A 23,930-nucleotide genomic window follows, 5' to 3' on the forward strand; every position below is an offset into this window, starting at 1 on the left:
CTCTTATTGAATGCTTCGGTAAAATTCATAATTCGTTTTTACTCAAAAGTACAAATTATGTATTTTTGTTTGCAGCCTTGTGCTGCGGTAAGAATTAAACAGGCTAAAGGAAAAGTGATTCATCCCGGTTGCGAAAATTGGCGGGTCGGAAATGTTTTTGTAATTTATACATCATGAATAAACTGTCCTCCGTATTCGATGATTTTATTGGGTTATTTTATCCTCGTTTATGTGTTACCTGTGGCGAACGTTTAATCTCGCAGGAAAAATATGTATGCATGAGGTGTTGGTATGATTTACCAGTAAATAATTTCCATTTTGAAAAAGAGAATGTAGTGGCACAGCTTTTTTGGGGCCGGGTAAAAATTGAAAATGCAACCGCCTTTTTTCATTACAGGAAAGGGAGCAAATACCAGGATTTAATTCATTTTATAAAATACAAAGGGCTGAAAGAATTGGGCTACGAAACCGGATTGAGGTTTGGGAACGCACTGGCTGAATCGCCTGCTTATACTAACGTTGATGTGGTTGTTCCGGTGCCGCTGCATCCGCGGAAACAAAAAAAGAGGGGATACAATCAAAGTGAATGGATAGCAAATGGAATGGCCGCCGCAATGCAAAAACCGGTCTCTGTTGATAATTTATACCGGAAAATTTTCACTTCAACCCAAACTCGAAAAAACCGGTATGAACGGTGGCAAAATGTGGACAGTATTTTTGGATTGCATCAGCCCGCCGAATTTGCAGGGAAACATATTTTGCTGACTGACGATGTGGTTACCACCGGATCAACATTAGAAGCCTCTGCTTTCCAGCTTTTAAAAGCAGAAGATGCAAAAGTAAGTGTGGCCACGCTTGCTTTTGCCGACAGTTAAAAACTGCTTTTGTCACTTCTTTTCTTTTTTTCAACCTCTTTCCATCCGGTTTGTTTCAATTTTGGTTAAATCAAAGAACCTTATATGGATTTTAAAATATCAGAATATGTACAGGGACGCCCGGGAGTTACTTTGCCCTCGCACGAAATGTTCAGTGTGTTGGGCGAAGAGGGTATTCGCGAACTGGTAAGCGATCATTACGAACTTTTAAAAGAAAGTTCAATAAAAGATTTGTTTCCGGAAGATGAACCGGGCCTGGAAAAAGCCAAGAAAAATGCGGGTGACTTTTTTGTTCAGATATGTGGCGGCCCTATGTATTTTAATAAAAACCGTGGCCGGCCCATGATGTTCAAGCGCCACCTGCCGCACAAAATTAAACCCGAATCCCGCGTAGTTTGGCTTGAATGTTACCGGGATGCGCTGAAAAAACAGGAAATTCCTGAGGATGTACTGGAATCGTTCTGGAATTATCTCGATACATTTTCAATGTGGATGGTGAACTCCTGAAGGTTTACCCGCCGAACCGGTAATACAAAGCCAGCGAAATCACATTGTTAAACTGGTTGTTGTGCCAGTAGTAGTTGGTTGCATTATCGCCCGATTGTTTTCGGATGGGAAGTACCGACAATGCAAAGCGTAAATCAAGCATTATCTGGTCCAGCATATCGAACTGGAAACCCAAAAATGGCTGAAGGTCGAAATTGTTGAAGGCATTTCGGTCTTCCTGTGGTATCTCACCGTAATTGTCAATTTCTTTTGAGTGCATGAGGTATCCTGCCGATGCGCCTGCAATAATTGTGGCACGGTCGCTGGTTCGGAATCCTGCATAAACCGGGACATCGATATAACCGAGCCGCATAATGTATTTTTCAGGGTCGGGATTCTCCTTATCAATTTTTTTGCGGGCTCCTTTTTGTGAATATTTAATTTCCATGCCTCCGAATATTGCCGGTGCAAAATCGGTTTGTACATATAGCCCGGCCAGAATCCCCGGCTTGTGGTAACCATTAATATTGATCCCGTTAATCATGGTCCCTTCCACCTGCGAAGCATTAAAACCTGCCAGTATTCCGCCTTCGAAACGTTGTGCGGAAGCCACTTGTGCCAGAATCAGAAACAAAATCGGGATAAGAATTTTTTTACGCATTTTACTTCAATTTTTCAAGTTTTGATTTTAATAGCTGAACACCTTCCCCGGCTTTTTCGTGAATGTAAGTTACATTTTTTATAAACATTTCCGGGCTGTCCGGATCGACCACAAAAATCGGAATCGCCGGTTTGGTATAATTTACCAGCCCGGCCGCCGGATAAACAACGAGCGAAGTGCCCACCACCACAAAAATATCTGCATTTTCAACAATTGGAATGGCCCGTTGAAGCTCGTCAACCGATTCGCCAAACCAAACAATATGAGGGCGCAATTGGCTCCCTTTTTCGCATTTGTCGCCCAGTTTGAGTTCCCAGTTTTTCAACGTGTAAACAAGTTTAGGATCGACTGTGCTCCGTGCTTTTCGCAGTTCGCCGTGCAGGTGTATCACACGCGAACTGCCTGCCTGTTCATGCAAATCATCCACATTTTGAGTAATTACATTAACATCGAACCATTCTTCGAGTTCGGCAATTCCCCGGTGGCCGGCATTGGGTTTGGCTTCCCATAATTGTTTGCGCCGTTCGTTGTAAAAACGCAATACCAGTTCAGGGTCGCGTTTCCATGCTTCGGGACTGGCCACTTCGTTCACTTCGTACTGTTCCCACAGTCCGCCCATGTCGCGGAAAGTTTGTAATCCGCTCTCCTGGCTGATGCCCGATCCTGAAAGTATAACCAGTTTTTTCTTCATCATAAACTGTTTTCGATTTAAAGATAAATGAAAATATGGGAAATTAGTTGCATTCAATTTTGCTAATTTCTAATTTGTTGGAAATAAAGATTATTTGAATAAATTTGTAACAGACGGAATATATTTAATTGTATAAAAATGATAAGAACGATAGTAAAAGCAAAAAAGAATTACCTCACTATACCTTTACCCAATGAATATGTGGGAAAGCAATTGGAAGTAATTGCTTTTATGCTGGAAGATGAGGCTGATGTGCCTCAAAAAGAGATACAAAAAGCCACTTTCGATGCTGTTAGTTTAGACACATCAGGTTTTAAATTTAACCGCGAGGAAGCAAATGAACGATAATGTATTTCTGGATACTAATATTTTGGTTTATTCCTATTCTTTCACCGAAAAAGATAAACAGAAAATTGCCCGAAAACTTATTGCTGAATCAAATTCATATATTAGCACACAAGTGATTCAGGAACTCTTAAATACGCTTACAAAAAAATTTGGAATCAATTGGGATAATGCAAAAAATGCAGCAAGGGAATCTCTACAAAACAATTCTCTTTTTGTAAACAATGAAAAGACCATAATTAAAGCCTGTGAAATTGCCCAAAAATACCGTTATTCATTTTACGATTCATTGATTATATCTGCCGCTATTTCCTGTAATTGTGTAATGCTTTGTAGTGAAGATTTACAACACGGACAAATTATTGAAGGCAAGTTAAAAATAATCAATCCATTTTTTTAAACAGGGGGCAGGTTTAAAAATTTCCCGTTAATCTCCGTCCAATTTTCCTACATTTGCAGTTGTGATAGATCATGCTACAATAGAACGTATTTTGGATGCGGCGGACATTTCCGACGTGGTTTCGGAGTTTGTAACACTCCGGAGAAGAGGTGTGAACATGCTCGGTTTGTGTCCATTCCATAACGAAAAAACACCTTCGTTTACGGTTTCTCCGGCCAAGGGAATCTTTAAATGTTTTGGGTGTGGAAAAGGTGGCAATGCGGTCAATTTTATTATGGAGCATGAAAACCTCAGCTACCCGGAGGCGCTCAAGTGGCTGGCAAAAAAATACAATATAGAGGTAAAAGAGGAAGAGGAAACCGAGGAGCAAAAACAGCTGAAGGACGAGCGGGAAAGCCTGATGATTGTTTCCGGTTATGCCCAAAAATACTTCACGCGTTTTTTATGGGAAGAAAATGAGGGCCGCACTATTGGATTGAGCTATTTCCGTGAGCGTGGTTTCCGCGACGATATTCTGAAAAAATTTGAGTTGGGCTTCAGTCCCGACGGGAAAACGCCTTTTACCGAAGCTGCGCAAAAGCAGGGGTACAAAATCGAATTTCTCGAAAAAACCGGGCTCACTATTGTGCGCGACGACTGGAAACGCGACCGTTTTGCCGGGCGTGTGATGTTTCCCATCCACAACCTGGCGGGCCGGGTAATTGGTTTTGGTGGCCGCATCCTGAAAGACGATCCCAAAGCCGCCAAGTACCTCAACTCGCCGGAATCGGAAATTTACCACAAAAGCAAGGCACTTTACGGAATTTACCAGGCCCGGCGCGAAATGGCACGGGCCGATAAATGTTACCTCGTGGAGGGCTACACCGATGTGCTTTCAATGCACCAGGCCGGAATCACAAATGTGGTGGCCTCGTCAGGAACCGCGCTTACATCGGAGCAAATTCGTTTAATTAAGCGGTTCACCACCAACATCACCATTATTTACGATGGCGACGAGGCGGGAATAAAAGCATCCATGCGCGGGATTGATCTTGTTTTGGAAGAAGGAATGAATGTGAAAGTTTTGTTGCTCCCCGATGGTGAAGACCCTGATTCCTTTGCAAAACAAAAGGGAGCCAGCGGTTTTCAGGAGTACATCAGTGAAAACGAAACCGATTTTATACAATTTAAAACGCGCCTGCTGCTGAAAACCACTGAAAACGACCCGGTGGCCAAAGCCCGTCTGATTTCTGATGTAATCCGCTCGGTGGCAGTAATTCCCGATACAATTACCCGTTCGGTGTATATAAAGGAGTGCAGCAAGTTGCTCAATGTGGATGAAGAGGTGTTGTATTCAGAAGTAAGGAAACAAAAACGCAAACAGAATGAAGAACTGCGGAAAAAAGAGAGGCGCGAACAGGTGCGCGACCAACGCCAAAAAGCGGAGCCACAATCGCAGGAACCCGAAATTAAACCTTCTGAATTTTTAATTGAAGAGCTGGAGTTTTTGCGGTTTCTGTTAAAGCATTGCAATGTGGTTCTGTTTGAAGAAGATGGTGAAAATCCTGATGAAACGCGTAATGTGAAAGTGGGGGAATTTATGGTGATGGAGCTGGAGAATGATGATTTGGTGCCCGATAATAAATTGTTCCGCCAGGTTTTTAACGAAGTGAAAGCGAACCTCGATAATGAACAATTCGACCCGTGGAAACATTTTATTTACCACCCCGACACTGAGGTGAGCAAACTGGCCACCGACCTTCTTTCTGAAAAATTTATTGAAAGCAAACGCTGGACAAAAGCAGGCGCCTACACCGAAAAGGAGGAGGAGATTCTCGATTTCCTGATTCCCAAAATTATTTATGAATACAAGCTCCGGAAAATTAAATTGATGATGGAAGAAATTGAAAAGGCCATTGATGTGGCTGCCAAGGAAAATAATTTCGACCACGTAATCGAGGAGCAATCAAAATACATGAACCTGAAGCGGGTGGAAAAATTTTTGTCGGAAAAACTCGGAAGCCGCGCCATAAATTAGCTGAAAATAATATGCGCACCCTATTTATCGAAAACAGAGAAGAAATAAATAAACTCATCAGAACCTGTAAAACCTGTTACCTGGCGATGTCGGAAAATGATCGTCCGTATGTGTTGCCCATGAATTTTGCGCTCGACGGCGATGCGGTGATTCTTCATTCGGCACAAAGTGGCCGCATGTGGGAAACGTTGCAAAAAAATCCGAATGTTTGCATTAACTGGACACTGGGCGAGGAGCTGGCCTGGCAGGATGAGCGGGTAGGGTGCAGCTACCGCGTAAAATCGAAATCGGCCATTGTGGAAGGAAGTGTCGAAATTGTGGATGATTACGATGAAAAAGTGCGTTGCCTGGAGCTTTTAATGGCGCAGTACAGCGACCGGGACTTCAAATTCAATTCCCCCGCGATAAAAAATGTGGGTGTTATGAAAGTACATATCGAAAAAATATCAGCCAAAGAGTTTGGGGCCAAGCCGGATACGCCGTGGAATAGTTGAGTTCTTATTCAAGAATAAAGTTGTTTTTTACCCTGTTGGGATGAGGTTTCGATGGTTCAAAAAACTGCATTTCCTGCACCATTTCCAGAAAAAACATCAGCCGTTCGTGTGGGGTGCGGCTCAGTGCTTCTCGCATTCTCCGCTCGTTGGCTTTTTCTTTGGTTTCAAAACGTAAATTGTTTCCAGTATCCATCTTTCACTGTTTTATGCTGTAAAATTAACGATTCTGTTGTTTCAAAAGAAATTCAAAAAGTTAAAGGCACTTAAATTTCTATCTTTGTTGCAAAATTGGAACTATGCAGTTTGTAACAGGGGGCACGGGATTAATCGGATCGCATGTATTATTCGAACTTGTTTCGGCAGGCAAAAAGGTGAAAGCGCTGAAACGCGAAACCAGCAATCTGCAGCAGGTGCAAAAAGTATTTTCATATTATTCTGAAAATGCGGAAGAATTGTATCGGCAAATTGAATGGGTGGATGGCGATATTCTCGACTATTTCGGTCTGGAAAAACTGCTCGGTGTAGTAACCGAAGTCTTCCACTGTGCAGCAATAGTTTCTTTTAATTCCGGCGAGCGTGATCAAATGATCCGCAACAACGTGGAAGGCACTGCCAACCTGGTAAACGCTGCCCTGGAAAACGGTGTAAAAAAGTTTTGCCATGTGAGTTCGGTAGCTGCGCTTGGAAATGCCGAAAACGGTTTTTCAATTGACGAACAGACCAACTGGGTGCCTTCCAAAAAAATTTCAGGCTATTCCGAGAGTAAATTTTATTCTGAAACCGAAGTGTGGCGGGGAATTGAAGAAGGACTCGATGCTGTAATTGTAAACCCGTCGATTGTGCTGGGGCCAGGAAACTGGGACTCGGGAAGTGCGCAGCTTTTTAAAACCGTGTGGAATGGTATGAAGTTTTACACAAAGGGAGTTACCGGCTATGTAGATGTTAAAGATGTGGCCCGTGCCATGATTTTGTTGATGAACAACTCCAATTTTGAGGCCTGCAAAAACAACCGTTTTTTACTGAATGCCGAAAATTTGAGCTATCAGCAACTGTTTTCACAAATTGCCGATGCATTTGGTAAACCGCATCCAAAATTTCATGCATCTCCGGTTTTGTTGGCATTAGTCTGGCGGGCAGCAGCATTTTGGGGAAAGGTGTCGGGGAAATCAGCTGCTATTACCCGCGAAACGGCATCTGCTTCAGCAAGTATTAAAAATTTCGATGGCAGTAAAATCACCCGGTGTTTTGAATTTGATTACACACCGATTTCACAATCCATTCAGCAAACTGCCCATTTTTTTCTGAACGATTTGCCGGAAAAATAGCAGTCATTTTTTTATAACCCTTGGCTTATTAATAGAAACTCTAACATCTCCCCTCCGGGGAGACGAGAGGGGCTTCTTTCCTTTCCGGGGAGACAGAGAGGGGCTGATACTGAGAGGGGTTTTTATGCATGAAAAATCAGCAGCGGCGTTTGGGTGTGGAACACCATTTTACGCGCCACACTCGGGTTAAACAACCGCGAAATCATATTCCGCTTGTGTGTGGTCAGCGAAATTATGTCGATGTTCTCTTTTTCAATAAACGAGTCGAGTGCTTCCAGGATATCGTCGCCTGAAATGAGCCGGCAATCAAAGTCTTTCGACTGGTAATTTTCATTTAGCACCTCTTTCATTCCCTCCAGCTTGGCTGTGTCCCAGTCCGATTGCTTGGTTTTTCCTACATGCACGCAAAAAACTTTGGCCTCGAAGGGTTTCAGCAGCCCCACCAGTTTCTCTATTACCAAAAAATCTTTTTCATCGAAGTTGGTGGCATACAACACACGGTTGAATTCGCTCAGCTCTTTTTCTGGCATTTTTTCAGGAACCACCAATACTGGAACTTTTGCGTTGTAAATAATATCAGCGGTTATGCTGCCAATTACGTTGGCCGTTTCGTCGCCTGTGCCCATAACAATCAGTCGTGAATTATTATCTTCGGCATAGGCCAGAATGTCTTCATCGGCATAGCCCGATTTAATGATGAAATCGGTTTCCACGGCATCCCATTTTTCTTTACCGATATCGTTTACCAGTTTAGTTGTAAATTTTTGAAAATCTTCATTTGCATTTTTTTCGGCTTCGTCCATGCGTGCCAGCAATGTGGAGTCGTACATGTACACATCGCCGTAGGGTACTGAATGGACAATGGGATTAATGTAGCAGTGCATAAAAACCAGTTTGGTGCCTAGGTGGCTGGCAATGTTAAATGCCATTTTGCAGCTTTTGGCCGAGGCCGTTGAAAAATCGACCGGCACCAGGATGTGGTCGTCTTTTTTTTCCACCTTCTTTTTGGCAGCAATGGGTTTTTTCCCCAGCAATTTTTCGAGAACAGGAAAAGCTTCCCGGACATCTTTCTCCATAATTTTTACTTTCACCGAAGTAGCCGCGCCCTCCATCAGGTTAATATCTTCCAGGTAACATTCTATTTCGTTTTCTTCGAGGCGCGCTTTCAGTATCTGTGCTTTTGAGTAGGGGAGAACTACAAGTGTAAGCAATCTTTCTTCCATGATTTCCAGATTTATTAGTTGAACATTGTTTCAATAACCATGATACAGCTCTATGCTATTATTCGAATCGGGATTGGAAGAGGTTACATTTAACATGATAAAAAATATTAAAAAAAGGACGATACCGCAGTACCGTCCTCATTGGCGTATTATTCATACTTCCTTCGGGGGTTTTAACGTTAATCCAACTGCTTTTCAGCAATTAGGGCTCAAAGCCATTAAATCCCGAAAGCTTCTTTTATTTGTTTGATATAATCGAGTTTTTCCCAGGTGAAAAGTTCCACTTCGAGTTCGGTTTTTCCCTGGTAGGGCGATTCAAACTTTTTGGTTACCGTTTTGGGAGTCCTTCCCATGTGGCCGTATGCAGCCGTTTCAAGGTAAACAGGATTTCTTAGCTTCAGCCGCTCTTCGATGGCTGCCGGGCGCAAATCAAAAATTTGTTTCACTTTTTGGGCAATTTCACCATCACTGAATTTTACGTTTTTTCGCCCATAGGTTTCAACATAAACACCCACTGGTTGTGCCACTCCAATTGCATAAGCCAGTTGCACCAGTATTTCATCGGCCACACCGGCTGCTACCAGGTTTTTGGCAATATGGCGCGCGGCATAAGCTGCCGAGCGGTCCACTTTCGATGGGTCTTTGCCTGAAAAAGCGCCGCCACCATGTGCTCCGCGGCCGCCGTATGTGTCCACAATTATTTTGCGGCCTGTCAGGCCGGTATCGCCATGTGGCCCGCCAATTACGAATTTACCGGTTGGGTTCACATGGTAAATAATTTTGTCGTCAAAAAGCTGCTGCATCCGCTCGGGGAGCCTGGCTTTTACCCGCGGAATGAGAATGTTGATTACATCTTCCCTGATTTTAGCCAGCATTGGATCATCAGCGTCAAATTCGTCGTGTTGGGTAGAAACCACAATGGTGTGCACTCTTTGCGGAATATTTTCGTCGGAGTATTCAATAGTTACCTGCGATTTGGAGTCGGGGCGCAGATAGGTCATCTCTTTCCCCTCGCGGCGAATTTTAGCCAGTTCTTTCAGAATATCATGCGACAGCTCCAGCGCAAGCGGCATGTATTTGTCAGTGTCCTTGCAGGCGTAGCCAAACATCATTCCCTGATCGCCGGCACCCTGTTCGTTTTTGTCGTCTTTGTCCACACCACGGTTAATGTCGGGGCTTTGTTCGTGAATGGCCACCAAAACGCCGCACGATTCACCTTCGAAACGGTAGGCGCCTTTGGTGTATCCGATGTCGTTAATTACCCTGCGGGCAACTTCCTGAACATCTACGTAGGTGTTCGATTTTACTTCGCCGGCAACAACAACCTGACCGGTGGTTACCAGTGTTTCTATTGCAACTTTGGAGTCGGTGTCAAATGCCAGGAATTCGTCGAGAAGGGCATCCGAAATCTGATCGGATACTTTGTCGGGATGGCCTTCCGAAACCGATTCGCTTGTAAATAAATAACTCATGTCGTTTAAATTTTATGAGTTCCTTCACTGTCCCATCATTCTGAAAGTGAATTATATTTTTACAAAAATGAATTCAGGATGATGTTTTTCAGAACAATTAGGTTCTCAAATTCAACAATTAAATTCGGGCTGCGGGATATTTCGGATTGAAGTCGGTGAAAAAAAGCACGATTGCTTTAGCATTTTTTTCATGTGGTTGCAATCAATCTCAAATCTTTCCACGTAGCGGGGACAAATGTAATATTCTTTAGCAAAATAAAAAAGGAGTTTTTAGGATTATTTTTTGCCGGGTGCCGCAGTTTCTGAATTTTGTTATGAAAGCCAGCGAATTGTTGCATAGCGATTCCAATGGAAGATGCGATTATCAATCTCGTCAATTTAATTAGTAAGTGGAAGATTATGCATCACGCAGAAAGAGTTTGAGAAATTAATAAACTTCATGGTGGGTACCAATATCTACAAATACAGCTTTTTTGGGTTTATCTTTTGTGATATAAAAAATAACCCGTACGTCATATTCTACAGAAAAGCTCCACAAACCCTTCAGTTTTCCTGATAATTTGTGTGTTTTAAGAAGTTGGTGAAATGGATCTGCAATGAATATCTCAAGCTTTGTCCAGAATTCTTTTTCTGAAGGAGTTGATTTTATTCTCTTGCTAAATTCTTTTTTGAATGATTTACTGAATGCGACTTCCATTAGAGCATCTTTTTAAGATCGTGGATGCTTGAAGAAAAATCAAGGGCTCCTGATTTTTCTTCATCCTTTGATTGCTTGTAGTGCAATTGAATCTCAGCCCTTCGGGCATCAGCAATATTGTTTTCCAGCAAATTCTTTAATTCTACTTTATCTTCCAGTGGAAGGCTGTAAATTTTGTCAACAATTTCGTTATAGTGAAAAGTCATATTTTTTACAATTTCATTCTTAAAACAAATATAACCATTTTTCATCATTCCTGGCATTCTGCCGTTGTATTGTAAAAAAGGGAGCTGTCATTGCACAAATAACTGTTTTGCTTTTAATTAAATTAAGTCGGCGAATCGTCGCATAGCGATTCCAATGGAAGATTTTGCTGGTCCCGGACATTAATTCACCCCATCATTATAAAATCTTTTCCTTCTTTGTATCCGGCTTTTTGCAGGAACGATTGTATTAGTTCCCTTGCTCCCGTTTTTGTCACCATAGGCACGATGAAGATTTTCCCGGGATCAGGAATTTCAGTAAAGTGCAGGGTCTCTTTTTCGGTGGTTTTTCCTTTTACAATGTCGATGAATCCCTGAATTTTTAGGCCTTCTTTTTCGAGTAGTTTTGCCCGCTGTCGCGTTTTTCGGCCGGCACCCCACACCCAAATATCCGGATGGAAGCGGTTCTGTTTTTCCGACCATTTTTTGAAATAAAACGCTTTCGTTCTGAAAAAAGCTTCGGTGGAATAACGGTCGTCAGTGCGGGTGAGGCGGGTTGGAGTATCGTGCCATTCGAGCAGCGGTTCCGGTAGTTTGGCCATTTTTACTCCGGCTTTTAGATAGCGCAGTTGCATTTCGTAATCTTCCGGGAAATCTCCATGAAAACAACCCCCAAACTTCTCATATAAATCCCTGCGAAAGAGGACGGTTGGATTCACCACCGGGATTTCCACAAAACGCTTGAAGTCGATTTCTTCCGGCGAGTGAAAAGAGTTCACCCACTTTACAAACCGGTTAAAACCCGCTGTGTTTTTTTCGTGCGCTATGTAATTTACTTCACAGCCAACAAGCCCGATGTTTGGGCGATTTCTCAGAAAATGAACCTGTTTCTCCAGCCTTTCCGGTTGTGAAGTGTCATCGGCATCCATCCGGGCAACAAACCGGCCGCGGGCATTTTTAAGCCCGCAGTTCATGGCATGTGCCACGCCTTGTTTTTCTTCAGAAAGCAGCCTGATGCGATGATCTTTTTCAGCAAGTTTTTGAGCAATCGCAATGCTTTTGTCTAAAGAATTATTGTCGATTAGGAGCAGCTCAAAATCCCTGAAAGTCTGTTGAAGAATACTTTCTACGGCAGCGGCAAGAGTTTTCCCGGAATTGTAAAACGGCAGGATGACCGAAACTTCAGGAGGCATTTTCGCGGGTTAACTGTTGAAAAATACTTTCCAGGTTTTGTTGTTTTACCTGTAGGGTTAATAGCGTGAGGTTATTGTCAACGGCAAACCGGAAAATTACCGGACGGATATCGGTGTTGCCGTCTGATTCAATCAGCCAGTTTTCCCCGTCAGGAACCACTCCTTTAATGTTTTCAACCGCAAGCAATTGATCCGCAGAAATCTTTTCAGCAAACCCGGCAATCACCTGCTGGCTTTTTTTCAGTTTGCCATTTCTGATTTCAGCTATGCCGCCGTCGGCCACAATTTTTCCTTTGTTGATAATAAGCACCCGGTTGCAAATAGCTTCCACTTCCTGCATAATGTGAGACGAAAGGATCACCGTTTTTTCGGTACTGATTTTTCGTATCAGTCCGCGAATTTCTTCCAGTTGGTTGGGATCGAGACCAGTGGTAGCTTCATCCAGAATTAAAATCCCGGGGTCGTGAATCAACGCCTGTGCCAGCCCCACTCGCTGCCGGTAACCTTTGGAGAGGGCGCCGATTTTTTTGTGTTGCTCGTCGCCCAGCCCGGTCAGTTCAACCATTTCAGTTACCCGCTGCTTTTTGTTTTTCAGGTGGTAAAAACCTGCTGTAATTTCAAGGTATTCTTTTACAAACAGGTCGGTATAAAGCGGATTGTTTTCCGGCAGGTAACCGATATTTTTTCGGATTTCGGTATTGTCAACCGATATTTTTTGGCCATCAATTTGAATTTCGCCCGAATTAGCAGGCAAAAAGCCGGTCATTATTTTCATTAACGTGGATTTGCCGGCACCGTTGGGGCCCAGGAAACCCAGAAGTTCACCTTCTTCAACAGAAAAGCTGACATTATTGAGCGCTTTCTGCTTTCCAAATAATTTTGTTATATTACTGACTGTTATTGCCATATGATTTTTACTGAAACAAAAATAATCGAATCTTTTTAATTTAGAACCATTAACGTAAATTTGCAAATCAGCTTAACAGATAGAATTCAATGAAAGATCGTCATTTCAATTATGTAACAGATTTAACCCGGTACCAGCGGCAGGAAACCTGGGAAGTGAATATTGGCGGCATTGGCGTAGGGGGCACAAACCCTGTTCGGATCCAGACAATGACCGATACGAGTACACGGGACACAGGGGCCACACTGGATCAGATTAAAAAATTAATTATGGCCGGAACGGATTTCATCCGTCTTACCGTCAAAGGGATGTATGATGCTGAAAATCTTAAAAACATTGTACAGGAAATGAAAGACAGGGGATATACCACCCCGCTGATTGCCGACATTCATTTTAATCCCAAACTGGCCGAAGTAGCAGCTAAATATGTTGATAAAGTACGCATTAATCCGGGTAATTTTTACGATAAGCGGGCGAATTTCAACGGAAAAATATTTAGCGACGAAGAGTACAAAATTGAACTTCATAAAATTGAGGAAAAGTTTATTCCTTTTTTGGAACACCTGAAAAAGACCAAAACCGCCCTGCGTATTGGTGCCAATCATGGTTCGCTTTCCGACAGGGTAATGAGCCGTTTTGGGGACACCCCCTCGGGAATGGCCGAATCGGTTCTCGAGTATCTGCGCATTTGCCAAAAGGTGAATTTTAACGATGTGGTGGTGTCCATTAAATCGAGCAATACACGCATGATGGTTTACACCGTTCGGTTGCTGAATTACAAAATGCGTCTCGAGGATATGAAATACCCCATTCACCTGGGAGTTACCGAGGCTGGTGAGGGCGAAGACGGACGCATTAAATCTGCAGTTGGAATTGGCGCACTGCTGGCCGACGGAATTGGAGATACCATTCGCGTATCGCTCACCGAAGACCCGGCAAGAGAAATTCCGGTAGCGCAGAAAATGGTTGATCATTTTAAACTTTACCAGGGGCACGACCCCATTTCGGCCAACCTGTTCGCGCAAACAAATCCGTTTGAGTATGAGCGCCGGGCTACCCGTCCGGTGTTGAAAATGGGAGGTGAAGAATTGCCTGTTGTTGTTGCCGATTTGGGCGAGCGCAGCCTGAAAGAGATGATTCCGGTGCGCGGGAACCTGGTTCCCGACTATTTCCTTTCAGGGAATAAAATTATGGACATCGAAGGAGATAGCTTTCCCATCATTTCGCTGGAAGAATACCTTTTTGAAAGTACCCGCTGGGGCCGGATGAAATTCATCCGCACCAATAAAAAGGAGTTTGACAACTTCATGGAGAAGAACCCCGAAATAATAATGAAGCTGAAGCAAACCCGCAAAACAGTGCTGATTCTCGAAAGCTTCAATAAAAATCCGATGGCTGAGCTGAGGGCATTTTTTATGTGCCTCGAAACGCATATCTGGAAAGTGCCGGTTATTCTTTACCGCCGCTACAATGAAACCAGTCTGGAAGATTTGCAAATCAAAGCCTCGTGTGATTTGGGTGGTCTGCTCATCGATGGTTACGGAGATGGAATTTGCATTTCGAATGATAACATCACTTTTACCGAGTTAAAAGATTTAAGTTTTGGTCTTTTGCAGGCCAGTCGGATGCGGACAACCAAAACAGAGTTTGTCTCTTGCCCGGGTTGCGGCCGCACACTTTTCGATTTGCAGGAAACCACCCGGAGAGTAAAAACGCATTTTAAGCATCTGAATCACCTGAAAATCGGAATTATGGGCTGTGTTGTGAATGGTCCGGGTGAAATGGGCGATGTGGATTACGGTTTTGTAGGTGCCGGCGTTAACAAAGTGACGCTCTACAAAGGATTGAAACCGGTAAAACGCCACATTCCGTACGAAGATGCTGTTGAAGAACTGGAACAGCTAATTCGCGAAAACGACGACTGGATTGACCCGGAAGATTAAAATCGATTTATGGCAAAACAACACTGGAAGCCCGGAACCATGATTTACCCGATTCCGGCGGTAATGGTGAGTTGCGGACATCAACCGGAAGAATTCAACATTATTACCATTGCCTGGACAGGCACCATCAACAGTAAACCGCCCATGTGCTTCATTTCGGTGCGGCCGGAGCGACATTCTTACGATATTATAAAAAGAACCGGCGATTTCGTCATTAATCTGACCACCGAAAAGCTGGCCAGGGCCACCGATTGGTGCGGTGTTCGCTCGGGCAGCAAATACAACAAGTGGGAAAAAATGAACCTGACCCCGGTTCAGGCAAAAGTGGTAAAAGCGCCAATAATCGAAGAATCGCCGGTGAATGTGGAGTGCGTGGTGAAAGACATCATCGAACTCGGATCGCACCACATGTTCACCGCCGAAGTGGTGAATGTTTCGGTGGATGATACTTACCTCGACGAAACCGGGAAATTCAGTTTTGCCAAGGCCAGGCCGCTGGTTTACAATCACGGCCACTATTTCGGGCTCGGCGAAATCATTGGCAAATTCGGCTGGTCGGTACAAAAAAAGAGGAAGAAAAAGAAGTAGTTCAATTCTGAACAATCTCTTACTTTTATTGGTTAAACCAACACAATTTATCCGGATTTTCCCCGGAAGCATTTTAATTGAAAAATTATGAACGAAATAACAAATAACCCGCTTTTACAGGAATTTAAAACGCCGCACGAAACCGCACCTTTTGCTGAAATAAAAAACGAGCACTTTTTGCCGGCGTTTAAAGAAGCAATTAATATAGGAGAAGCAGAAGTAAAAAACATTGTTGAAAACCCGGATGTGCCGACTTTCGAAAATACAGTGGAAGCGCTCGAACGCGCCGGCCGGCTGCTGAACCGTACCGCAGGCGTTTTTTTTAACCTGCTTCATGCCGAAACAAACGAAGAGTTGCAAAACCTGGCGCAGGAGGTTTCGCCGCTGCTCACAAAATTTGAAAATGACATTACGCTCAATCCTGAACTGTTTGCGCGGATAAAAGCCGTTTACAATCTGAAAGGTGAGTTTAACTTGACTGTTGAGCAGCAAACTTTACTGGAAGAAACTTACCTCAATTTTGAGCGGAAAGGCGCCAATCTTCCGGAGGAAAAGAAAGAGCAATTCCGGGAAATCAGTACGGAACTGGCGCAACTCACCCTGAAATTCGGGGAGAATGTGCTGAAAGAAACCAATAAATACGAAAAGCACATCACCGATAAAAGACGCTTGTCGGGTCTGCCCGAAAGTTTACTGGAAGCAGCTGCAGCCAAAGCAAAATCGAAAGGAAAAGAGGGCTGGATTTTCGATATCACCATGCCGGTGTACCAGCCGTTCATGAAATATGCCGACGACCGCGAATTGCGTGAGGAAATGTTTATGGCGTACATGTCGAAATCGTTTAAAGGCGATGGGCTCGACAACCGCAAAAACATCATAAAGATTGTCAACCTGCGGCTGGAACTGGCCCGCTTGCTGGGCTATAAAAATTATGCCGATTATGTGCTCGAACGCAAGATGGCGCAAAACACAAAAGGTGTTTACCAATTATTAGACGAACTTTTTGAAGCCTCTGCAGGTGTGGCTAAAAAAGAGAAAGCAGAGGTGGAAGCTTTTGCGCGGGAACTGAGGTTTAACGATGAAATAATGCCCTGGGACTGGAGCTACTACAGCGAAAAACTGAAGATTAAAAAGTTTGAACTCGACGATGAAAAACTGAAGCCCTATTTTGAACTGAATCGCGTCATTGACGGAGTCTTCGGACTGGCTACCAGTTTGTATGGAATCACTTTCAAACCGAACAAGGAAATCCCGGTCTATCATGAAGAGGTGGTGCCGTACGAAGTGTACGATGGAGACGGTGAATTCCTGTCGGTGCTGTACACCGATTTTCACCCGCGGCCCGGCAAGCAGGGTGGCGCCTGGATGAACGACTTTAAAGGGCAGTGGAAGGAAGACGGCAAAAACTCGCGGCCGCACATCGCCATTGTGATGAATTTTACCCGTCCGACCGAAACAAAACCTGCGCTGCTCACTTTCAGGGAGGTGGAAACGTTTATGCACGAGTTTGGCCATGCGCTGCACGGAATGCTTGCCAATGCCACTTACTCAGCTTTGTCGGGTACCAATGTATATCACGACTTTGTGGAACTTCCATCGCAAATAATGGAGAACTGGGCGGTGGAAAAAGATTTTCTGGATCGTTTTGCAGAGCACTACGAAACCGGCGAAAAAATCCCTGCTGATTTGGTGGAGCGGATCAAAGCATCGGGCAATTTTCTGGAAGGTTATCAAACCTTGCGGCAGCTTAGTTTTGGTTATCTCGACATGGCCTGGCACACGCAGCAACAACCGTTTAACGACGATGTGAAATCCTTTGAAGAAGCAGCATGGAAGAAAACGCAAATCTTTCCCAAAGTTGAAGGAACCTGCATGAGCACACAGTTCGGGCATTTGTTTGCCGGTGGCTATGCCGCGGGTTATTATGGCTACAAGTGGGCCGAAGTGCTCGATGCCGATGCATTCAGCCTCTTCCGCGAAAAAGGACTGTTCAACAGGGAAGTGGCCACTTCCTTCCGGAAAAATATCCTGGAAAAAGGCGGCACCGAACACCCGATGACATTGTACAAACGTTTCCGCGGCAAAGAACCCACGGTTGATGCACTGATGGAAAGAGGCGGGTTGAAGTGAATATGCTTCTGTTCGCCAGCCGGCGGATTTCGAAATTCTTATCTTGTAGAAACGGCCATCGGAGCTTTTTCCTTTAATTAGCCAAATTCCTTGCCATGGCAAAAATGCAATTAATGGGCACGAGATAATATAGTTGTGGTTAAGCTTAAAGAAAAAACTAATTCCCATTTGTTTCCTAATTAAGAAACTTGTATCTTCGTGTAAAAAGATGAATGAATAAGAAATTTAAAGTTGAACTACTTGGGGAAGCGATTGATTTCGTTGAATCACTGGACGATAAAACGAGAGAAAAAATCCTTTACAACGCAAGAAAAGCCCAGATAGTAAGCGACCCGGAATTATTCAAGAAATTGATGATTTGATTTGGGAATTAAGAACCAAATACAATAAAAATCAATACAGACTTCTTGCATTTTGGGATAAAACGAAAAATGAAGAAACGTTAGTTTTGGCAACTAATGGATTTGTTAAAAAAACGCAGAAAACCCCAAAAGGAGAAATAAAAAAAGCAGAAGAAATACGGAAAGAATATTTTGAACAAAAAAATAACGGGTTATGAAAAACGATAGATTAAGAAAGAAAAGTCTTGACGAAATGATTGATAAACACATCGGCGAGATTGGAACTGAGAAACGAGATAATTTTGAAGAAGAACTTCGTCTTGATATTTTGGGACAAACTATAAGGAGAATTCGAGAAGACAAACATTTGACACAAGCTCAACTTGGAGAAATGATTGGTGTGAAAAAAGCCCAAATTTCTAAAATTGAAAACAATCTAACAGACGCACGATTTGAAACAATTTTAAAGGTATTCAGAGCGTTGAATGCAAAAATCAATTTTAATGTCGAATTGATGAATCAAAACATCCAATTTGAACAATAAAAAGTCGAAACCACAACAAAGCGTATTCTACGCCAGCAGTGGCATTCACAGCATATTGAGGGTTTCGTTTTACCCTCTTCTATGCGTTCGTTGATAAAGTCACAGCTGGACTGAAAGCCACGCCCAGACTAATGTGGCCGTGACGTTGTCTTTCATGCAAAACAACAGATTGTAGAGTAACCAATATTTTGAATAAATTATGAAATTAAGAATTGCAATAGTTTTTACACTTACATTACTAATAACTAGTGTTTTCGCTCAGGAAAAAATTAAATACAAAACAGAAACTTCAATACCTTACTACAGTAAGGACATAATGAAGGATGACAAATATAAGCAGGAAATGTGCGTTGTTGACTTCTATTATCCCACAAATATTGAGGATTTCCCAACGATAGTGTGGTTTCATGGAGGTGGGTTAACCGGAGGAAAGCGTGAGATTCCAGAATACCTTAAAAACAACGGAGTGGCAGTTGTTGGGGTTGAGTATCGTTTGTCCCCAAATGTAAAAAGTTTGGAGTGCATAAAGGATGCCGCGGCAGCAACATCCTGGGTATTTAAAAATATTGAAAAGTATGGTGGTAATACCTCTCTGGTATTTGTTTCTGGAATGTCAGCCGGAGGATACCTCACTTATATGGTTGGATTGGATAAAAAATATTTAGCAGCTCATGATATTGATGCTAATAACATTGCCGGATTGATACCATTTTCCGGGCACGCTATTACGCATTTTACTGTTCGAAAAGAAAGAGGAATTCCGGGAGAACAGCCAATTGTTGATGAGATGGCACCCTTGTTTCACGTGAGAGCAGATGCTCCACCTCTGTTAATTATTACAGGAGACAGAGAGCTTGAAATGTTGGGCAGATATGAAGAGAATGCTTATATGATGCGAATGATGAAAGTTGCAGGACATAAACGTGTACGAATTTACGAATTAGATGGCTCCAACCACGGACAAATGATGTATCCTGCATTACCACTTTTGCTACGAGAGGTAAAATCCTTATCTGAAGAAATTGTGTTAGAATGAGTATATAAACGCTAAAAGCAACATGCATTTTGGTACGTGTGTGTGGTGTTGATATTGAAGAAATTATAATGAATTGTTTGGCGAATTAACATTAAAAAACAATACAATGAACAGGCGTAATTTTATATCTATTGCCGGACTTACAGGAACCGGATTATTGTTTGATGCCTTCTCTCCGGCTGCAAAACAAAAAAAGCTCAAGGATATCAGGGGTACATTTTCTACTTTGAAAAATAACATTTCAATATTCACCAAAGCAGATGTAAAATCAACTCATATATCTCATATTACCGACACCCATCTTTCCATCGATGATAAAAGGGGAGAGAAATATTTGGAATTCAGTCGTCGAATGGCCGGTGCGTATAAATCAAATATTCATTTTCAAAGCGGTGAAAGCTACTCAACGAAAGATAGTTTTGAGTGGACTCTTAAAAGGGCAAAAGAAGAAAAAGCAGATTTGCTGGCATTAACAGGTGATATTTTTAGTTTTCCTTCTGAGGCTGCGGTAGAGTGGGTACAAGATAAATTAAATGAAACCGGCATTCCTTTCGTTTATGTTGCCGGTAACCACGATTGGCATTACGAAGGAATGAGCGGAAGTTCAATGAAACTTCGCAATATTTGGACAGAAAAGCATCTGAAAGCAATGTATCAGGGTAACAATCCTTTATTTGCATCATATGATTTAAACGGAATACGATTTGTATGCATCGATAATTCAACATATGAAATATTACCTCAACAGTTGCAATTTTTTAAAGACATGGTTAATAGTGGTTTACCACTAATTCTTTTGATGCATATTCCCCTGTATATGCCGGGAAGGCCAGTAGGATATGGTTGTGCCCACCCCGAATGGGGCGAAAACACAGATAAAAATTTTGATATTGAGCGACGGGAAAAATGGCGAAAGGGGGGGCATACAAAAGTCACATTTGATTTTTACAACGAGGTGTTCCGTACTCCCAATCTTTTAACCATACTTACCGGCCATATACATCAAAGCACTATCGATGTAAAAAATGGAATCCCTCAGGTTGTTTCTAATCTTAATGCCACAGGATATTATTCGGATATCAGGATTAGTACTTTGTGAAAATCGCGAAAAGAAAAAAACAAATGACTGAGAATGATATATCATGCAGAGTTATAGGTGCAGCAATAGAAACCAATAACCTTTATACTTCGCGCTTTTTGCACAAATAATTTTGCACGGCTTTGCATGGAGGGGTTTCTTGGTACCTAAAAATAATATCTAACGGTCCCGATAATCGCTATGTGGTATGGATTTTGTGCTGTCGCTTTTTTAAAATCAATAAAATGGCCTTAACTGCAAGAATCAGACAAATTCAATGCAAACTACTTTTTTTGTTGCTGGTTATTCATTCCGGAAATGTATATTCTCAGGAAGAAGATTCACCGGTCGATTCCCTTCAGCTTGCAGTTTGGCTTTCCGAGGCAATACTAGACAACGATACATTAACAGCAGATAGTTTGATAGCTGCCGGAACTGATGTAAATATTTCTATCGCTGATGGAGTTACCCCTTTAATGTATGCCGCCCAGGAAGGGAATATTTATTTCATCAAAAAACTGGTCAGGGCGGGTGCAAATGTAAATCAAATTCCTGATAATGAAATTTCAGCACTTCAGAGCGCAATCATTTCCGACAAGCCAGATGCTGTTGAATTTTTGCTTGAAAACGGTGCCACCTTAAATACAAAAGATTATTTAGGGAATACCCCGGTAATAAATGCTGCCCTGAACAATAACCTTAATATGGCCCGGTTGCTAATTCGAAGAGGAGCCCAGGTAAATGGTTCCAATACCGACGGGAATACAGCACTCCATTTTGCGGCAGCTTTTGGAAACGACTCCATGGTAGTCCTACTGCTGAACGCCGGGGCCCGTCCCAACAAAAGAGATAACCAGGGATTCACCCCATTGATGGTAGCAACATCAGAAAATTTTAATACCACTGCTGAATTATTGGTAAGTTACGGGGTAGATTTGAATGCGAAAAATGAACAGGGATTTTCTGCCCTTACCATTGCCATTCTAAATGGAAATGCTTACCTGGCTGAATTTTTTTTGCTTAATGGTGCCGATGGCAACCATTTATCCGGAGAGGCAAAAGATCACTGGTATTATTCAAAAGGTACCGGAAGGGCCATGAAATCGGTTTTGAGAAACTATGATGTGAAACGAAATTTATTACCGGTTTTTAATGACTGGGGTGGAGGTGCAAAGTTGGGAATGCTTAATAATCACCTGAAAACGGAGGTGGTATTCGGAGTTAAGGAAACAAAATATAATTTCTGGGTTCAGGCAGCTTTGGGAGTTACGCCATTTGTTTTCAGTACGCTGGAAGAAATTGGCAATAAAAAATACCAATTTTGGGAACGTGACTATTGGCTGGCTTTTGAGATAGATAAATACATCTCGTTTAAAAAAAGCTACCAGACCGAATTTGGGATATTTGCAGGTGCTGAAGCAGCATACAAATTTGGAACCTACCGGGGGACCGGTTTCAGGCCTGCATCACATCTGGGCTTTTTGCCTGCAGCCGGACTTTTCTGGAGGCAGGGCTTTGTGGAAACAAAACTTGGTTACAAGAACGATATATTCGGTGCCAATGAGGCCGGTGAATTCACCATTCAGTTTCATTTTTATTTCAGAAGAATGTAATTATGAAGAAATCAATTAACCGTTTATCAAATTATATTTTCAGGCAAAACAAAATGAGCTTAAAAAGATGGATATCTTTAGTTTTAGTACTGTTTGCGATTAATGCCTGTGAGCGGAAATTTGAGTTTTTTGAATTCGACTGCGAAGACTGCTACCAGGAGAAGCCAGAATACGGGCCCTTAATTGTCTATTTCTCAATTGATGATGTAAATGAATATGTGCTTTACACAATTTACAAAGGGAATTTTGATGATGGTATTGTTGAATATGCCGATACTGCCTTTTTTAACGAAGAGCAAATTGACGTTTCGGTTGACGAATATTATTCGGTTGAAGCTAAGTATGTAAGAGGAAAAGACACCCTGTGTGTGGTTGATGGCGATCGCTTTAATTTGAAACGGGAGAACAGCGCATGCGATAAAAAATGTTATTATTTTAAAGGTGGCATAATCGATGTACGCCTAATGCAATAGATTGAATTAATTTGCTTCTATTCAGTTTTTGTATTGGTTGAGTTGCAGGAGTTTTCATTTTTACCAGTCAGTATCATACCATTGCTTACAATTCTCAAAATAAATTTTGTCAATCACTTTTTTGGGGAGTTGCAGTCCGCGGAATTCGCCGTCGATTAAATTGCTGGTCATTGTATTATCGGTAGCAAGGTATTCCCAGTCGGTGAGCCAGGTTTCGTGCATTCGCTTTTGAAATGCTTCTGGATTTCCGCCGCGGTCGATTATGTCAGTTCCGTAAAGTATGCGGTCCTGGTAGTCGATAAAAAAGCTGCGCACCTTTTCACGGTCTTCGCGGGTTTGGTAAAACAGCTGGCCCATTCGGGCGGCCATATCCATGGCGGCATTTGGGAAACGGTCGAGAAACGCGGCCATTTCATCCACGCTCCATTCGAGGCTGGCCAGGTGGCAGCCGATAAATGTGAGATCCGGATGTTTCTCGAGCATCCGGTCGCGGGCAGCCATTTGCTCTTCGTACGACGGATATTCCGGGTGTTTGTACATGTGGTATTGCGGATTGTTGGCGAAATAATTACTGTCGTTTTTTGTGGTCATTTCGTCGAGCGGAAGCCAGCAGTTTTTGGGTTCGCCCAAATGACCCACCAACGGGATGTTGTTATCGGCAAGGTGTTGAAAAACGGGATCAAGCTGTGGATGGTCAATCATAATCAGAACACTGTCTTCATCGCGGAATTCCATCCCGATATTCTTCCAAACTTTCACAGCAATGGCGCCATCGTCAATACACCGGTCAATCCACGCAATGGTGTTTTCTGTCCAGCCCTGTTCGTCCCACCCATCGAGGCAAAAAGTGGCTGAAAATTCAATTATGTCCGGGTGCTGTTGTTTATGTGTTTTCAGCCAGTGATGAGCCTCCACAACCCGTTCGCACCCGCCTGAAAACGTGTTGATAGCAAGCAGGTTGAAATTATCTTTTTGAGCCTGTTTCATGGATGCCGGGTTATCAGTGTAAATATGATAATGGGCGTCAATTTTGGGAACTTCCGGGAAGTCGTCAAGTGTGTAATAATTGTTGTTTTGGCACGAAAAAAGGCCAAATGCAATCAGGAACAGGTAAAGAAAACTGGTTTTCATAATAGTAATGGTTTGTTTTAAATTTTGAAGTTAGAAAAATTTCTTTTATTTGAGACATTCACCG

Annotated in this window: 27 protein-coding genes; 17 read left to right on the forward strand and 10 right to left on the reverse strand. The window is 42.7% G+C overall.

Translation table 11 applies throughout. The features are described from left to right. The first annotated feature begins 173 nt into the window (after nucleotides 1-173). Both BUC07_RS10100 and BUC07_RS10105 read left to right on the forward strand, forming a co-directional pair. Entirely contained in the window at nucleotides 174-875 is a 702-nt protein-coding gene (locus BUC07_RS10100; protein ID WP_073169000.1) for a ComF family protein, read from the forward strand. A gap of 84 nt (nucleotides 876-959) precedes the next feature. Next, nucleotides 960-1,382, forward strand: coding sequence for a globin domain-containing protein (locus BUC07_RS10105; RefSeq protein ID WP_073169002.1), 423 nt, complete (start codon nucleotides 960-962; stop codon nucleotides 1,380-1,382). Between the two features lie 4 nt (nucleotides 1,383-1,386). Here BUC07_RS10105 and BUC07_RS10110 read toward each other — a convergent pair whose 3' ends face one another. Together BUC07_RS10110 and BUC07_RS10115 are read right to left on the reverse strand one after the other, a co-directional pair. Next, a complete protein-coding gene (locus tag BUC07_RS10110; protein ID WP_073169004.1) occupies nucleotides 1,387-2,022 on the reverse strand; it encodes a porin family protein in 636 nt (211 codons plus the stop codon). Between the two features lies 1 nt (nucleotide 2,023). Then, nucleotides 2,024-2,716 (reverse strand): SIR2 family NAD-dependent protein deacylase, encoded by a 693-nt coding sequence (locus BUC07_RS10115; RefSeq protein ID WP_217652678.1) that lies wholly within the window; start codon nucleotides 2,714-2,716, stop codon nucleotides 2,024-2,026. Between the two features lie 135 nt (nucleotides 2,717-2,851). Here BUC07_RS10115 and BUC07_RS10120 point away from each other — a divergent pair, with 135 nt between their 5' ends. From BUC07_RS10120 to BUC07_RS10135, 4 genes are all read left to right on the forward strand, one after another. After that, complete coding sequence (locus tag BUC07_RS10120; protein ID WP_217652679.1) at nucleotides 2,852-3,061, forward strand: hypothetical protein; 210 nt, start codon at nucleotides 2,852-2,854, stop codon at nucleotides 3,059-3,061. Further along, a complete protein-coding gene (locus tag BUC07_RS10125; protein WP_073169006.1) occupies nucleotides 3,051-3,458 on the forward strand; it encodes a PIN domain-containing protein in 408 nt (135 codons plus the stop codon). Before BUC07_RS10120 ends, BUC07_RS10125 begins: the two co-directional genes overlap by 11 nt. Before the next feature lie 61 nt (nucleotides 3,459-3,519). Further along, complete coding sequence (gene dnaG, locus BUC07_RS10130) at nucleotides 3,520-5,475, forward strand: DNA primase (protein WP_073169008.1); 1,956 nt, start codon at nucleotides 3,520-3,522, stop codon at nucleotides 5,473-5,475. A gap of 11 nt (nucleotides 5,476-5,486) precedes the next feature. Further along, nucleotides 5,487-5,969 carry a pyridoxamine 5'-phosphate oxidase family protein gene (locus BUC07_RS10135; protein WP_073169010.1) on the forward strand — a complete coding sequence of 161 codons (483 nt, stop codon included), beginning with the start codon at nucleotides 5,487-5,489 and terminating at the stop codon, nucleotides 5,967-5,969. 4 nt (nucleotides 5,970-5,973) lie between these two features. Here the strand turns inward: BUC07_RS10135 and BUC07_RS10140 are convergent, their stop codons facing one another. Beyond that, nucleotides 5,974-6,162, reverse strand: a complete 189-nt coding sequence (locus BUC07_RS10140) for a hypothetical protein (RefSeq protein WP_073169012.1) — start codon at nucleotides 6,160-6,162, stop codon at nucleotides 5,974-5,976. 103 nt (nucleotides 6,163-6,265) lie between these two features. On the opposite strand from BUC07_RS10140, the gene BUC07_RS10145 reads away from it, so the two are divergent. Then, nucleotides 6,266-7,294 carry an NAD-dependent epimerase/dehydratase family protein gene (locus BUC07_RS10145; protein ID WP_073169014.1) on the forward strand — a complete coding sequence of 343 codons (1,029 nt, stop codon included), beginning with the start codon at nucleotides 6,266-6,268 and terminating at the stop codon, nucleotides 7,292-7,294. A 122-nt stretch (nucleotides 7,295-7,416) separates the two neighbouring features. On the opposite strand, the gene BUC07_RS10150 is transcribed toward BUC07_RS10145, so the two are convergent. The 6 genes from BUC07_RS10150 to gldA form a co-directional block, all read right to left on the reverse strand. Beyond that, nucleotides 7,417-8,517: a universal stress protein gene (locus tag BUC07_RS10150; RefSeq protein WP_073169016.1), complete on the reverse strand. Its 1,101-nt coding sequence runs from the start codon at nucleotides 8,515-8,517 to the stop codon at nucleotides 7,417-7,419. A 218-nt stretch (nucleotides 8,518-8,735) separates the two neighbouring features. Further along, nucleotides 8,736-9,989: a methionine adenosyltransferase gene (metK, locus tag BUC07_RS10160; protein ID WP_073169020.1), complete on the reverse strand. Its 1,254-nt coding sequence runs from the start codon at nucleotides 9,987-9,989 to the stop codon at nucleotides 8,736-8,738. A gap of 427 nt (nucleotides 9,990-10,416) precedes the next feature. Then, nucleotides 10,417-10,686, reverse strand: a complete 270-nt coding sequence (locus BUC07_RS10165) for a type II toxin-antitoxin system RelE/ParE family toxin (RefSeq protein ID WP_073169022.1) — start codon at nucleotides 10,684-10,686, stop codon at nucleotides 10,417-10,419. Further along, nucleotides 10,686-10,892, reverse strand: a complete 207-nt coding sequence (locus BUC07_RS10170; RefSeq protein WP_139279536.1) for a hypothetical protein — start codon at nucleotides 10,890-10,892, stop codon at nucleotides 10,686-10,688. The genes BUC07_RS10165 and BUC07_RS10170 overlap by 1 nt, the downstream gene beginning before the upstream one ends. Nucleotides 10,893-11,077: 185 nt before the next feature. Then, a complete protein-coding gene (locus BUC07_RS10175; RefSeq protein ID WP_073169026.1) occupies nucleotides 11,078-12,082 on the reverse strand; it encodes a glycosyltransferase family 2 protein in 1,005 nt (334 codons plus the stop codon). Further along, nucleotides 12,072-12,989 carry a gliding motility-associated ABC transporter ATP-binding subunit GldA gene (gldA, locus tag BUC07_RS10180; protein ID WP_073169028.1) on the reverse strand — a complete coding sequence of 306 codons (918 nt, stop codon included), beginning with the start codon at nucleotides 12,987-12,989 and terminating at the stop codon, nucleotides 12,072-12,074. The genes BUC07_RS10175 and gldA overlap by 11 nt, the downstream gene beginning before the upstream one ends. A gap of 89 nt (nucleotides 12,990-13,078) precedes the next feature. Here gldA and ispG point away from each other — a divergent pair, with 89 nt between their 5' ends. The 10 genes from ispG (at nucleotide 13,079) to BUC07_RS10225 (ending at nucleotide 22,735) form a co-directional block, all read left to right on the forward strand. Then, a complete protein-coding gene (gene ispG, locus BUC07_RS10185) occupies nucleotides 13,079-14,932 on the forward strand; it encodes a (E)-4-hydroxy-3-methylbut-2-enyl-diphosphate synthase (RefSeq protein WP_073169029.1) in 1,854 nt (617 codons plus the stop codon). A gap of 9 nt (nucleotides 14,933-14,941) precedes the next feature. Further along, nucleotides 14,942-15,520: a flavin reductase family protein gene (locus BUC07_RS10190; protein WP_073169031.1), complete on the forward strand. Its 579-nt coding sequence runs from the start codon at nucleotides 14,942-14,944 to the stop codon at nucleotides 15,518-15,520. A gap of 87 nt (nucleotides 15,521-15,607) precedes the next feature. After that, complete coding sequence (locus tag BUC07_RS10195; RefSeq protein ID WP_073169033.1) at nucleotides 15,608-17,650, forward strand: M3 family metallopeptidase; 2,043 nt, start codon at nucleotides 15,608-15,610, stop codon at nucleotides 17,648-17,650. Nucleotides 17,651-17,862: 212 nt separating this feature from the next. Continuing rightward, nucleotides 17,863-18,012 carry a hypothetical protein gene (locus tag BUC07_RS21320; RefSeq protein WP_245792690.1) on the forward strand — a complete coding sequence of 50 codons (150 nt, stop codon included), beginning with the start codon at nucleotides 17,863-17,865 and terminating at the stop codon, nucleotides 18,010-18,012. Then, nucleotides 18,009-18,209, forward strand: coding sequence for a type II toxin-antitoxin system RelE/ParE family toxin (locus tag BUC07_RS21325; protein WP_245792691.1), 201 nt, complete (start codon nucleotides 18,009-18,011; stop codon nucleotides 18,207-18,209). Before BUC07_RS21320 ends, BUC07_RS21325 begins: the two co-directional genes overlap by 4 nt. After that, on the forward strand, nucleotides 18,206-18,535 hold the full coding sequence (locus BUC07_RS10205) for a helix-turn-helix domain-containing protein (RefSeq protein WP_073169035.1): 330 nt from the start codon (nucleotides 18,206-18,208) through the stop codon (nucleotides 18,533-18,535). The genes BUC07_RS21325 and BUC07_RS10205 overlap by 4 nt, the downstream gene beginning before the upstream one ends. 199 nt (nucleotides 18,536-18,734) lie before the next feature. After that, nucleotides 18,735-19,571 carry an alpha/beta hydrolase gene (locus tag BUC07_RS10210; protein ID WP_073169037.1) on the forward strand — a complete coding sequence of 279 codons (837 nt, stop codon included), beginning with the start codon at nucleotides 18,735-18,737 and terminating at the stop codon, nucleotides 19,569-19,571. A gap of 106 nt (nucleotides 19,572-19,677) precedes the next feature. Beyond that, nucleotides 19,678-20,670, forward strand: coding sequence for a metallophosphoesterase family protein (locus BUC07_RS10215; RefSeq protein WP_073169176.1), 993 nt, complete (start codon nucleotides 19,678-19,680; stop codon nucleotides 20,668-20,670). 224 nt (nucleotides 20,671-20,894) lie between these two features. After that, nucleotides 20,895-22,262, forward strand: coding sequence for an ankyrin repeat domain-containing protein (locus BUC07_RS10220; RefSeq protein ID WP_073169039.1), 1,368 nt, complete (start codon nucleotides 20,895-20,897; stop codon nucleotides 22,260-22,262). 2 nt (nucleotides 22,263-22,264) lie between these two features. Continuing rightward, a complete protein-coding gene (locus tag BUC07_RS10225) occupies nucleotides 22,265-22,735 on the forward strand; it encodes a hypothetical protein (protein ID WP_073169041.1) in 471 nt (156 codons plus the stop codon). Nucleotides 22,736-22,795: 60 nt separating this feature from the next. On the opposite strand, the gene BUC07_RS10230 is transcribed toward BUC07_RS10225, so the two are convergent. After that, complete coding sequence (locus tag BUC07_RS10230) at nucleotides 22,796-23,866, reverse strand: amidohydrolase family protein (protein ID WP_073169043.1); 1,071 nt, start codon at nucleotides 23,864-23,866, stop codon at nucleotides 22,796-22,798. Nucleotides 23,867-23,930 lie beyond the last annotated feature (64 nt).

The sequence above is a fragment of the Tangfeifania diversioriginum genome, from assembly GCF_900141875.1.
Taxonomy (GTDB): Bacteria; Bacteroidota; Bacteroidia; order Bacteroidales; family Prolixibacteraceae; genus Tangfeifania; species Tangfeifania diversioriginum.

Bases quoted from the DNA above. Each gene is read 5' to 3' on its own strand.
- BUC07_RS10100 (WP_073169000.1), top strand. From the start codon at position 174: ATGAATAAACTGTCCTCCGTATTCGATGATTTTATTGGGTTATTTTAT.
- BUC07_RS10105 (WP_073169002.1), top strand. From the start codon at position 960: ATGGATTTTAAAATATCAGAATATGTACAGGGACGCCCGGGAGTTACT.
- BUC07_RS10110 (WP_073169004.1), bottom strand. From the start codon at position 2,022: ATGCGTAAAAAAATTCTTATCCCGATTTTGTTTCTGATTCTGGCACAA.
- BUC07_RS10115 (WP_217652678.1), bottom strand. From the start codon at position 2,716: ATGATGAAGAAAAAACTGGTTATACTTTCAGGATCGGGCATCAGCCAG.
- BUC07_RS10120 (WP_217652679.1), top strand. From the start codon at position 2,852: ATGATAAGAACGATAGTAAAAGCAAAAAAGAATTACCTCACTATACCT.
- BUC07_RS10125 (WP_073169006.1), top strand. From the start codon at position 3,051: ATGAACGATAATGTATTTCTGGATACTAATATTTTGGTTTATTCCTAT.
- BUC07_RS10135 (WP_073169010.1), top strand. From the start codon at position 5,487: ATGCGCACCCTATTTATCGAAAACAGAGAAGAAATAAATAAACTCATC.
- BUC07_RS10140 (WP_073169012.1), bottom strand. From the start codon at position 6,162: ATGGATACTGGAAACAATTTACGTTTTGAAACCAAAGAAAAAGCCAAC.
- BUC07_RS10145 (WP_073169014.1), top strand. From the start codon at position 6,266: ATGCAGTTTGTAACAGGGGGCACGGGATTAATCGGATCGCATGTATTA.
- BUC07_RS10150 (WP_073169016.1), bottom strand. From the start codon at position 8,517: ATGGAAGAAAGATTGCTTACACTTGTAGTTCTCCCCTACTCAAAAGCA.
- metK (WP_073169020.1), bottom strand. From the start codon at position 9,989: ATGAGTTATTTATTTACAAGCGAATCGGTTTCGGAAGGCCATCCCGAC.
- BUC07_RS10165 (WP_073169022.1), bottom strand. From the start codon at position 10,686: ATGGAAGTCGCATTCAGTAAATCATTCAAAAAAGAATTTAGCAAGAGA.
- BUC07_RS10170 (WP_139279536.1), bottom strand. From the start codon at position 10,892: ATGACTTTTCACTATAACGAAATTGTTGACAAAATTTACAGCCTTCCA.
- BUC07_RS10175 (WP_073169026.1), bottom strand. From the start codon at position 12,082: ATGCCTCCTGAAGTTTCGGTCATCCTGCCGTTTTACAATTCCGGGAAA.
- gldA (WP_073169028.1), bottom strand. From the start codon at position 12,989: ATGGCAATAACAGTCAGTAATATAACAAAATTATTTGGAAAGCAGAAA.
- ispG (WP_073169029.1), top strand. From the start codon at position 13,079: ATGAAAGATCGTCATTTCAATTATGTAACAGATTTAACCCGGTACCAG.
- BUC07_RS10190 (WP_073169031.1), top strand. From the start codon at position 14,942: ATGGCAAAACAACACTGGAAGCCCGGAACCATGATTTACCCGATTCCG.
- BUC07_RS10195 (WP_073169033.1), top strand. From the start codon at position 15,608: ATGAACGAAATAACAAATAACCCGCTTTTACAGGAATTTAAAACGCCG.
- BUC07_RS21320 (WP_245792690.1), top strand. From the start codon at position 17,863: ATGAATAAGAAATTTAAAGTTGAACTACTTGGGGAAGCGATTGATTTC.
- BUC07_RS10205 (WP_073169035.1), top strand. From the start codon at position 18,206: ATGAAAAACGATAGATTAAGAAAGAAAAGTCTTGACGAAATGATTGAT.
- BUC07_RS10210 (WP_073169037.1), top strand. From the start codon at position 18,735: ATGAAATTAAGAATTGCAATAGTTTTTACACTTACATTACTAATAACT.
- BUC07_RS10215 (WP_073169176.1), top strand. From the start codon at position 19,678: ATGAACAGGCGTAATTTTATATCTATTGCCGGACTTACAGGAACCGGA.
- BUC07_RS10220 (WP_073169039.1), top strand. From the start codon at position 20,895: ATGGCCTTAACTGCAAGAATCAGACAAATTCAATGCAAACTACTTTTT.
- BUC07_RS10225 (WP_073169041.1), top strand. From the start codon at position 22,265: ATGAAGAAATCAATTAACCGTTTATCAAATTATATTTTCAGGCAAAAC.
- BUC07_RS10230 (WP_073169043.1), bottom strand. From the start codon at position 23,866: ATGAAAACCAGTTTTCTTTACCTGTTCCTGATTGCATTTGGCCTTTTT.